Consider the following 6,087-nt stretch of genomic DNA (forward strand, 5'->3'; position numbering starts at 1 on the left):
AAAAGATTAATTATTTTTCAAAACAAATGTCAATATTTAATTAGTGATATAACTCTTAGAAATTTGCAAAATAAGGTTCTTCAATGATAATCTAATGATAGGTAATAAAATCAATTGAAATAGGGAGGAATGTATGATGTCAAATAAAACTATTAAAAACATTAAAGAACGGAGAAGTGTTAGAAAATATATTGATAAAAATATATCAGGAGAGATACTGGAAGAAATAATTGATTGTGCTCGACTCGCACCTACCGGGAATAATAGACAGGCCTGGTCTTTTCTGGTCATTACTGACGCTGAAATAAAAAGTAAAATTGCATCTTATGCTCGATATGGGAAGTTTATTGAAGAAGCTGGAGCCTGTATAGCTATTTTTGTTAATCAGAATAAAGCTACTACCCCATTACAGGATGCTTCAGCTGCTACTGAAAATATCATGATAGCAGCTAAATCATATGACCTTGGAACATGCTGGATTAATTCCTATCAAAAAGAACATTCGAAAAAAATTAAAGACCTAGTTAATTGTCCTCAAGATATGGAATTAATGACTCTGATGTCTATCGGTTATTATCAAGAAGAAGATGTAAATATGCCTTCTAAAAAAAATTTATCAGAAGTAATGGTCTGGGATAAGTTTTAGGGTTGGAGAAATAAGCACAATTTAACATCCAGGCATTTATTAATTCCACTCAAATATTTCAATCTTCTCCATAAGCTGCAAAAACACTTCTACTAATTGTGGGTCAAACTGGCTGCCTGCACATCGTTTTAATTCTTCAATAGCTTCTTGATGTGTTTTAGGTTCATTATATGGGCGACTATTTGTCATAGCATCATAGGCATCCAAAATCGCTGTTACCCTGGACAAAAGAGGGATTTCTTCTCCTTTAAGCCCATCAGGATAACCGCTGCCATCCCACCATTCATGATGATGAAGAATCTCAGCTGCCACATGAGAAAATTCGTCTGTAGCTGTGACAATCCAATCTATGCCCCTACATGATCATAGTCAGTATGAGTTAAAAATACATGTGATATATCCTCGGGGTCAATACCAACTTCTTTTAATCCTAATTTAGATAAAAATTTAAATAAACCGGTGTCAATACAGATATAATTTTTACCATCTGTATATACAAAAAAGTTAACCATAAAAGACCTTATTGCATATATATTATCTTTAATTTTACTTGTCTTTGTAGGATAAAACATATCTATCCTCCCTTCTGGTTATATTCTATTTGCAGTACAATTATAATTTATTACTAAGTATTTTTAATTGCTAACCTTGTTCTGAGGTCGTATGACGTTACTGGGATTTCCAACATGCCTGTACCCTTAGGTCTAATGGAAAGCTTGCCGCAAAATTTCTTGCTGCTATTATTGAAAGCTTTATGATAGAAAGCATGATGACAATCCCATTTTATGTGCTGAATGCTGACTAGCAGATCAAACTGAGAGGTTTCAAGAGGAACCAGATTTGCCCCATTTATTATAAAAGATTCTTTCTTTTTTGTTATATATGTCTTTCTTATTTGGTGTCTTATCTGGATAACCTATCGGTACTAATACTTGACAAGTAATATGGTCAGGTAAATTTAATATTTTATTTATTTTCTTAATATCGATAAAATCTACTAAACAACCTCTTAAATTATGAGAAACTGCTGTTAATAGCTGCAATATATAATCGATTACTTTGTATAAAAATGATGTTATCATCCGGTTTGCAATTAAACTTTCGTAGATACCAAAACTAGTCTCTATCATTAGATAAAACTGATACTTCCCATTCGAATAGCTCATATGTATACAAATTTCTTTTCATTAATGGATCATTATCTGCAATTTTCTTCGCTTCTTCTAAATCTTTAGCTTCAAAAATTATCATTCCACCTAATTCATCAACAAATCCACCACCTACAAAACATCTTTCCTCTGCAACTTTTTCCACATAATTAATGTGGTCATCAAAATCATTTTCTTCCCATTATTTCTTTTTCACTTACTGCATCTTTAAGTTCAAAGTTTTCTTTTCTTTTTGCTATAATTTCTTCAATATGAGTACTTTCTAATTGATTTTCTAGAAATTCTATTTTTTCCAATAAAATTTCATATTCTTCAATATTCATTATAATAGCTTCAATATCATTATTTCTAGTTATAAAAAGTGGGGTCTCTTTTGTTTTATCTAACATTTCACTAAAATTACGAACAATTTCAGAAGATGAAACCATATTATCTCTATCAATCCTTAAAGTAACCATTATCGGCACCTCCATAAATTAAATATCCATATTCGTACAATGTCCCTAGGATTTATTAAGTTTTTAAAATCCAGAGCAACTGGCCTTAGTGAAGAAATTTGCATAAAGCGCAACGAAATCTTCAATCACATGTTATATGCTGTTTTCCAGCTTTCTAAATATGAACTCTAATATAATAAATTCAGTTTATAAAACATATTCTAACTGACAATCATAAGGTTCTTTAACTACTAATGTTTCATTATATTCAATAGCCTCTATACATCCCATGGCCTTATAAAATAATTGTGTCTTTTCCGATGAATGTGCCGATATATATAGTCTTTTTAAGCATTTCACTAAAAATTTATATTCATCTGGTCCCCAATTTTCAGTAAATGATATATTTTTTAATATCCATTTTTTGTTATCTTTTCGCCAACATTTATTAACTTTTTGATGTCTGTCGAAATTTGAAAATAATGATAGTTTTATTTCGTCAATTTTTAATGATCTATAACTGATACTGTTCATTTTCTTCCTCCAGTATAATTTAAATTTGCTTATTATTTCTTCAAAATCTCTATTATTAGATTGTATTATTTTCATTTCTATATCTTCCCATAAAAGGTGCGTTTGGGTACTTCAATATAAGCTATAAATTCTTCTGGTTTTATCTCTCTAGTGAAAAATTATGTCAAATATTCATTCAAAGCACCTTAAATATCAGTCTATGATCCATTAGTGATTTTTACTTATACACTTCTAAAACTAACATTTTTATGACATTATCTGAATTGTTAATTAAACCATGTGATCCAAATGGCTTATTAGTTATGATATCACCCATTGTGACTTCTTTTTGTTCACCATCAACGTTCATAACTCCTTGTCCCTCTAATATTATATAAAGTTCTTCATCATCACCATGTTCATGATATCCAATAGATGTTTTTGGTGGTAACTCCATATATCTTATAAATCTTAAATTAGTTTCAAAATCATCATCGTTAAGTACAAGGGAATTTCTTACTATACCTTTGCCATTATGACAATTATTCTCCTCTGTCAATTTTGAAGATAAAAAATTATTTATTTTAATTGTAATCACATCTTTTTCTTAAAATAGTTAAGCTCATTGCAAAATTCTTTTCTATAATTCCATCAAACTTTTTATTTATTAGTTCTTTAATCTCATTTAAAAACTTCTTTCGTTCCTCTGTTTCCATTGATATAGTTGGTGAATATGTATTTAGTAATTGAATATATTCATCAGCAGAATAACTGATATCAACAGGATATGTTTCAAAAAGTACTTGTTCAAAAAAATTATTATCATCAAAAACCTGTTTTACTTCAATTCCAAATGGAGACAATTTGTTTTTACACAACTCTACATTAGGTGGATAAGCTTCTGTTACGCTTGTTAAATTATATGGGTGGTCTAGAGTCAATAAAAACTTCCCGCCACCTGTACCCATGTCTAATAATTCAGCTGATGACTTAAAATATTTAAGAACAATTTCTTTGTAATCCCACGGGATTTGCTCATGTTCTCAACTTTTTTCTATGTGAGAAAATCCCATATATTCTTAATTATCCATACTAGCCTCATCTTTCAGATAACGATTCTGGGATTTTGCGCTCCTGCCTGGTTCCGCAGGAACTGGCGTAAAGCTTGTGTTTTCATACCCGTAATTGGTTCATCTGCAAGCTTTATGACAGAAGGCATGGCGCTAATCCCATGTTATACGACTGTTGGGCTCTGCTCTTATCTTTATTAATTAAGAACATTAATAATATAATTCTTTTAATAGAAAAAAATACCTGCATAAATATTAAAAACATTATGCATGCACATTGCATGTATTAGTGTTAAGTGATATAATATAAATAGAATAAAAGATTAATTATTAGCTGAAAGGAGTTTTTATTATGCCATCTTTACAAGTTAGAGATTTACCAGAACATCTTTATCAAGAAATTGTCCGATTAGCTGAAGCTGACAGAAGGAGTATTACCCAGGAAACAATAGTCTTACTGGAAAAAGCTTTAAATATAGAAAAAGAAAACAAAAAACGTCGTCAACAACTTCTAAAAAAAATACAGGAAGAAACCAGTCAAGAACAGAAAGATGAAGAAATATTAGATCCTGTAAAATTAGTTAGAGAGGATCGTGAAAGATGAGAATTACAATTGATGTAAGTGCAGCTGTTGAAATAGTGATGGGTGGTAAAAGACAACAAGAAATCATAAATATATTAAATGAGGCAGACTGGGTAATTGCGCCTTCTCTTTTTATTTATGAAGCTAGTAATACATTGTGGAAATATCATGAATATCAAGATTATAGCAAAGAAGATATTATGAAAAAAATTGACTATCTTTATAAAATGGTAGATCAGTTTATTGATGCAAAAGATATTTTTGAAGAAGCTTTGCCACTTTCATGCAAGATAAGTCATCCTGCTTATGACGCTATGTATTTAGTTACAAGCAGGCGTAAAAATGCTCCTTTAGTAACTTTAGATAAAAGATTAGTTAGAGCAGCTAAAAGTATTGATGTTCCAGTAGCAGCAATTATTTAGCCCAATGTCGTATAACGTTACTGGGATTTTGCGCTCGTGCCTGTTTCCACAGGAACTGGCGTAAAGCTTGCTTTTTCACACTCGTGATTGGTTAATCTGCAAGCTTTATGACAGAAGGTATGTCCTGCAGGGGAGGTTGGTCTTTAGCCGTAACGGGAACACTCTGTTATATGACGTTGGGAGGTTTTTCTGGTTTTTATTCATTTAGACCTCTGTGAGCAGTATTTTCTTCATCTACCCAGTCTGGTTCTTCCCAAACCATCCCTTTTCTACCTGGTACTTTTCTGTTAGGACCAGATTTGTAAAATTCACATGATTTGGGACCATAACAAAATGTCTCAGTTCTAAATTGTTTATTACGTGGATTCCATTGATCGATAATCATTTCCACAGCCATACAACACCCCCATATACATGGTATACATTTTGAGTTATATGTTCTTTTAGATAATCTTCTATGTTCTCTTTCTCTATATTCTTCTAATGTTGGTGGATTATCAATCCAGGGAGGTGGTTCCTCTTGTTCTGAACTGGTGTTAATAGTTTCTAATCCCGATACTTTATAATATTCAACTGGTTCAAGGTTCGGATTTTTTACTGATAAACACTTGCCTTTAATAATATCATGGTATTTAAATTTATGTTTTTCTTGAGTTGCTTTTCCAATACCAACAGTAAACTCTCTTTCTTCACCAACAATTTCTCCCTTAATTCGAAGAAGAAATCCAAGATATGTGTGACTACTTTGATCAAATGATCTGGTTAATCTTATACGTGGTTGAACAGAAATAATTGTGCCTTGAAAATTAATTTTTTTATTTTTGATCATAAGAATACCCCCAATAAAAGTGTCGAATATCAAAATTGATTTGGTTAATAAATGCCCAATTTCATATAACGTCTCGAGTATTCCCGACGTGATCCGTACCCCTCTCAATCTACATCCTAACTGCTCAATTTCATAAGTCATCCTTAGTCCGAATTCTATCCACTAAGCTGAATGTCGCTAACCCCATGTTATGTGATGTATGCTGCCAAGCAGGGCAAATTGGGAGGTCCGAGGAAGGCCAAGTTTGGTTACCTTCTGAGTATATTATACACCTTAATTTAGTGTCTAACAAATGGCTGTGAGAATAATTAAAACTAAAATATAAAATAAGGACATTTGTCCGCCCCTAATCAAGTTCGACTAACAAAAGAATTTGGTATAATATATAGTTAAGGGGGGACAACCAATGCCTAAAACT

The 6,087-nt window shown here is 31.5% G+C and carries 11 protein-coding genes; 3 read left to right on the forward strand and 8 right to left on the reverse strand.

From position 1 onward, the window contains the following. Positions 1 to 136 precede the first annotated feature (136 nt). Complete coding sequence (locus tag C7958_RS04005) at positions 137 to 646, forward strand: nitroreductase family protein (protein WP_111571379.1); 510 nt, start codon at positions 137 to 139, stop codon at positions 644 to 646. 39 nt (positions 647 to 685) lie between these two features. Here the strand turns inward: C7958_RS04005 and C7958_RS04010 are convergent, their stop codons facing one another. The 7 genes from C7958_RS04010 to C7958_RS04045 all read right to left on the reverse strand — a co-directional run bounded on the left by C7958_RS04010 (position 686) and on the right by C7958_RS04045 (position 3,706). Continuing rightward, entirely contained in the window at positions 686 to 997 is a 312-nt protein-coding gene (locus tag C7958_RS04010; protein ID WP_111571380.1) for an HD-GYP domain-containing protein, read from the reverse strand. Then, positions 994 to 1,218, reverse strand: coding sequence for an MBL fold metallo-hydrolase (locus tag C7958_RS04015; protein ID WP_111571381.1), 225 nt, complete (start codon positions 1,216 to 1,218; stop codon positions 994 to 996). Before C7958_RS04015 ends, C7958_RS04010 begins: the two co-directional genes overlap by 4 nt. A 544-nt stretch (positions 1,219 to 1,762) precedes the next feature. After that, complete coding sequence (locus tag C7958_RS04025) at positions 1,763 to 1,969, reverse strand: YciI family protein (RefSeq protein WP_111571383.1); 207 nt, start codon at positions 1,967 to 1,969, stop codon at positions 1,763 to 1,765. A 13-nt stretch (positions 1,970 to 1,982) separates the two neighbouring features. Then, entirely contained in the window at positions 1,983 to 2,273 is a 291-nt protein-coding gene (locus tag C7958_RS04030) for a type II toxin-antitoxin system Phd/YefM family antitoxin (protein ID WP_111571384.1), read from the reverse strand. 186 nt (positions 2,274 to 2,459) lie between these two features. Further along, the gene (locus C7958_RS04035) at positions 2,460 to 2,861 is read right to left on the reverse strand and encodes a hypothetical protein (RefSeq protein WP_243834234.1); all 402 of its coding nucleotides are present in this window, start codon (positions 2,859 to 2,861) and stop codon (positions 2,460 to 2,462) included. A 142-nt stretch (positions 2,862 to 3,003) separates the two neighbouring features. Beyond that, positions 3,004 to 3,363, reverse strand: a complete 360-nt coding sequence (locus C7958_RS15580; RefSeq protein WP_208320717.1) for a cupin domain-containing protein — start codon at positions 3,361 to 3,363, stop codon at positions 3,004 to 3,006. Continuing rightward, positions 3,350 to 3,706: a hypothetical protein gene (locus C7958_RS04045; RefSeq protein ID WP_111571385.1), complete on the reverse strand. Its 357-nt coding sequence runs from the start codon at positions 3,704 to 3,706 to the stop codon at positions 3,350 to 3,352. Before C7958_RS04045 ends, C7958_RS15580 begins: the two co-directional genes overlap by 14 nt. Before the next feature lie 481 nt (positions 3,707 to 4,187). On the opposite strand from C7958_RS04045, the gene C7958_RS04050 reads away from it, so the two are divergent. Together C7958_RS04050 and C7958_RS04055 are read left to right on the forward strand one after the other, a co-directional pair. Then, positions 4,188 to 4,439, forward strand: a complete 252-nt coding sequence (locus tag C7958_RS04050; RefSeq protein ID WP_111571386.1) for a hypothetical protein — start codon at positions 4,188 to 4,190, stop codon at positions 4,437 to 4,439. Continuing rightward, positions 4,436 to 4,840 (forward strand): type II toxin-antitoxin system VapC family toxin, encoded by a 405-nt coding sequence (locus C7958_RS04055; RefSeq protein ID WP_111571387.1) that lies wholly within the window; start codon positions 4,436 to 4,438, stop codon positions 4,838 to 4,840. Before C7958_RS04050 ends, C7958_RS04055 begins: the two co-directional genes overlap by 4 nt. Before the next feature lie 196 nt (positions 4,841 to 5,036). Here C7958_RS04055 and C7958_RS04060 read toward each other — a convergent pair whose 3' ends face one another. Beyond that, on the reverse strand, positions 5,037 to 5,669 hold the full coding sequence (locus tag C7958_RS04060) for a hypothetical protein (RefSeq protein ID WP_166668446.1): 633 nt from the start codon (positions 5,667 to 5,669) through the stop codon (positions 5,037 to 5,039). Positions 5,670 to 6,087: the final 418 nt, after the last annotated feature.

It is taken from the genome of Halanaerobium saccharolyticum (genome assembly GCF_003259895.1).
Lineage (GTDB): Bacteria > Bacillota > Halanaerobiia > Halanaerobiales > Halanaerobiaceae > Halanaerobium > Halanaerobium saccharolyticum_A.